Here is a 3,391-nt window from a genome sequence, read left to right as displayed (position 1 = left end):
ACCGCGCCGATGGCCAGGCCCACGGCCAGCTCGATCAGCGAATGGGTGACCACGCCGCCCTCCGGCGAGGCGATGCCATAGGCGGCCGGCGTATGGATCGCCGCCACCGCCACCAGGCAGGCGGCCATGCCGACCAGGGAGTGGAAGGCGGCCACCAGCTGCGGCATGGCGGTCATGGCCACGCGCCGGGCGATCACCGCGCCGACCCCGCCGCCGATGGCGACGCCGCCGGCGATCAGGCCCAGCGTCAGGGGATCGAGGGCGTTCTGGCTCCACAGTGTCGCCAGCGTCGTGCCGACGGCGATGGCCATGCCGATCATGCCGTTGCGATTGCCGGCCTGGCTGGTGGTGGGCGAGGAAAGGCCCCGCAGCGCCAGGATGAACAGGACGCCGGAGACCAGATAGAGGATGGCCGCGAGGTTGGCGTTCACGAGGCGGCGTCCTTCTTGGGCGCCGCCGGGGCCTTCTTCTTGTACATGGCTAGCATTCGTCGAACGACCAGGAAGCCGCCGAAGATGTTGACCGAGGCGAAGGCCGCGGCGACCGCGCCGGCGCCCTTGGAGATCATCACGTTGGAGGTCATCGGGTCGCCCGACGCGGGATGGGCCGCCACCGCCAAGAGGGCGCCCACGATGATCACCGAGGAGATGGCGTTGGTCACCGCCATCAAGGGCGTGTGCAGGGCCGGCGTCACACTCCAGACCACATAGTAGCCGACGAAGATCGCCAGCACGAAGATCGCCAGGCGGAAGACGGTGGGATCGACGGCTTCCATCGGCTCAGCCCTTGAGGTTGGGGTGGACGACCGCGCCGCCCTGGGTGACCAGCGCGGCCTTCAGGATCTCGTCCTCGTAGTCGGGGGCGAACTTGCCCTCCTTGTCGAGGAACAGGCCGGCGAAGGCGAAGAGGTTGCGGGCGTAGAGCGCCGAGGCGTCGGTCGCGACGCGGCCCGGGAGGTTGGCGACGCCCAGGATCTTCACCCCGTTCTTGGTCTCGAAGACTTCGCCCAGCTTGGCGCCCTCGACATTGCCGCCCTGCTCGATGGCCAGATCGACGATCACCGAGCCGGGCTTCATCGAGGCGACCTGGGCGGCCGAGACCAGCTTCGGCGCCGGGCGGCCGGGGATCAGCGCGGTGGTGATCACCATGTCCTGCTTGGCGATGTGGCTGGAGACCAGCTCCGCCTGCTTGGCCTGATACTCCTTGCTCATCTCCTTGGCGTAGCCGCCGGCGGTCTGAGCGTTCTTGAATTCGTCGTCCTCGACCGCCAGGAACTTGGCGCCGAGGCTTTCCACCTGCTCCTTGGTGGCGGGCCGCACGTCGGTGGCGGTGACCACCGCGCCCAGGCGTCGAGCTGTGGCGATGGCCTGCAGGCCGGCGACGCCGACGCCCATGATGAACACCTTGGCCGCGGCGACGGTGCCGGCGGCGGTCATCATCATCGGCATCACCCGGCCGTAGGCCTCGGCGCCCTCGATCACCGCGCGGTAGCCGGCGAGATTGGCCTGGGAGGAGAGCACGTCCATCACCTGGGCCCGGGTGATCCGCGGCACGAACTCCATGGCGAAGGCCGTCGCCTTGGCCTTGGCCAGGCCCGCCAGCGCGGCCTTGTCGATGTAGGGATTGAGGGTGGCGACGACGACCGTGCCCGGCTTGATCGCGGCGATCTCGTCGGCCTCGGGCGCGCGGACCTTGAACAGGATGTCGGCCTTGGCGAGCGCATCCTTGGCGGTCTTGGCCAGAGTCGCGCCGGCGGCCTGATAGTCGGCGTCGGAATAGGCGGCGGCGGTTCCGGCGCCAGCCTCGACCACAACGGAAAAGCCCGCCGCGATCAGCTTCTTCACCGTTTCGGGGACCGCGGCGACGCGGGTTTCACCAGCCCGGCGCTCCCTGGTGACGGCGATGACAGCCATGGTGCGCAAGGTCCCTCGGAGACGCCACAGGCGGCGACCTTAGGGGGTGCTCACGGCGCCTGTCCAGCCGCGCTTAATGGTCGGCGGCCGGCTTTTCGCGCAGGAAGACGATGCCCAGCGCCAGGACCACCAGGCCGGTGATCGCGCCGCCCAGGAAACCCGTCCCGGTGCAGAACCACAGAGTGGTCGTCAACACGCCGACGGCCACGAAGAGCGCACCCCACTTGGTGATGTTCATCACCAGATGGAACGTCGCCACCTGCTCGTGGATGTCCATATCCCCGCGGTGATATTCAGACGCCTTGCCGGCCATCTCGTCTCTCTTCTGCTCAAAGCGCTCCAGGCGGGTGCTACACGAGACGCGCGCTGCGCTCAAGCGGCGCCAAGTTGAGCCAGTCCCCTTCGTCATCCCGGACGGCCGAAGAGCCGATCCGGGACCCAGGGGCGGACGCACTGCAGAACCCCTGGGTCCCGGCTCTCCGCTTCGCTGCGGCCGGGATGACGGATTGGGTTGGATTATTTCGCCGGCCAGGCGGCGAGCAAGGCGCGGATCGCGGCCACCAAGGCCAGGGGTTGGTCGATCATGATGTGGTGGTGCGCCTCAGGGATCTCGATCTCGATCATGCCCGGTGGGAACGGCGAGGGCGCGCCGGCCTTGCGGTGCTCCACGATGCGGCTTTTGGCGCCGTAGATGTGCACCATGGGCGTCTTGATCTCGGGAATCTGCGTCGGATCGCCGCCCATGGCCATCTCGCGCACCAGCTTGCCCCACATGTTGGGATCGAACCGCCAGGTCCAACCCTCGCCGGAACCGTCCGACCCCTTCTCACCTTCAGGAAGCGGGACTTTCTTCAAGGATCGCCGGGCGATGAAGTCGGCGATGTAGGGGTTTCCGGCCGGCTGCGGCGGCATCAGGCGGAAGCGTAACAGCGCCGCCTCTACCGTCGGATAGACCCGGCTCGCACGGTCGGTGGTGGGGATGTTGCGGATGGCCTCCATCTGGGCCTGACGCTTGGCCAGCTCTTCCGGCGGCGGGCCGAAGCCGGTGTCGACCATGATCGCCGCGTGCATGCGTTCGGGGTTTCGCACCGCGGCGAAGAACACCTGGCCGCCGCCGAACGAATGGCCAATGTAGATCGGCTTCTGGCCGCCCTTATAGAGCCCGGTCGCCTGCGCCACCGCCTCGGCGTCGTCAGCGAAGTCGGTGAAACTGTAGTGCTCGCGCCAGTCCGAGCCGCCCATGCCGGAGAGCGAGATCGCCGCGACCCGGTAGTCCTTGGCGAGATAGGGCGCGATGAAGGCCCACCAGTGGGCGTTGGCGCTGTTGCCGTGGATCAGCAAGAGGCCCGGCTTGCCGCGCTCGCCCCAGGCCAGAAGCTCGATCTCGGCCCCGTCGACGTGGACCATCGAGGTCTCTGGCGCCTGGGCCAGGGCCCAGTCGAACCACGCCGGCGCGGGCGGCTTTTGGCCCTTGAACG

5 protein-coding genes are annotated in these 3,391 nt (G+C 68.3%); all 5 read right to left on the bottom strand.

What is annotated here, in order from left to right; all coding sequences use genetic code 11:
* Positions 1-431 (bottom strand): NAD(P)(+) transhydrogenase (Re/Si-specific) subunit beta (locus tag VHS75_RS10015; protein ID WP_329638472.1); only part of this gene is annotated, 431 nt, incomplete at its 3' end.
* Positions 428-775, bottom strand: a complete 348-nt coding sequence (locus tag VHS75_RS10010; RefSeq protein ID WP_329638471.1) for a proton-translocating transhydrogenase family protein — start codon at positions 773-775, stop codon at positions 428-430. The genes VHS75_RS10010 and VHS75_RS10015, both read right to left, overlap by 4 nt.
* A gap of 4 nt (positions 776-779) precedes the next feature.
* Positions 780-1,913 (bottom strand): Re/Si-specific NAD(P)(+) transhydrogenase subunit alpha, encoded by a 1,134-nt coding sequence (locus VHS75_RS10005; RefSeq protein WP_329638470.1) that lies wholly within the window; start codon positions 1,911-1,913, stop codon positions 780-782.
* Positions 1,914-1,986: 73 nt separating this feature from the next.
* Positions 1,987-2,226 carry an aa3-type cytochrome c oxidase subunit IV gene (locus tag VHS75_RS10000; RefSeq protein WP_329638469.1) on the bottom strand — a complete coding sequence of 80 codons (240 nt, stop codon included), beginning with the start codon at positions 2,224-2,226 and terminating at the stop codon, positions 1,987-1,989.
* 203 nt (positions 2,227-2,429) lie between these two features.
* Positions 2,430-3,391, bottom strand: a 962-nt coding sequence (locus tag VHS75_RS09995) for an alpha/beta hydrolase (protein WP_329638468.1), incomplete at its 5' end; no start/stop codon positions are given.

The organism is Phenylobacterium sp. (assembly GCF_036264965.1).
GTDB lineage: Bacteria > Pseudomonadota > Alphaproteobacteria > Caulobacterales > Caulobacteraceae > Phenylobacterium.
Note: the sequence above shows the minus strand (reverse complement) of the source record. Positions and strands in the feature narration are given on the sequence as shown.

Bases quoted from the DNA above. Each gene is read 5' to 3' on its own strand.
- VHS75_RS10010 (WP_329638471.1), bottom strand. From the start codon at position 775: ATGGAAGCCGTCGATCCCACCGTCTTCCGCCTGGCGATCTTCGTGCTG.
- VHS75_RS10005 (WP_329638470.1), bottom strand. From the start codon at position 1,913: ATGGCTGTCATCGCCGTCACCAGGGAGCGCCGGGCTGGTGAAACCCGC.
- VHS75_RS10000 (WP_329638469.1), bottom strand. From the start codon at position 2,226: ATGGCCGGCAAGGCGTCTGAATATCACCGCGGGGATATGGACATCCAC.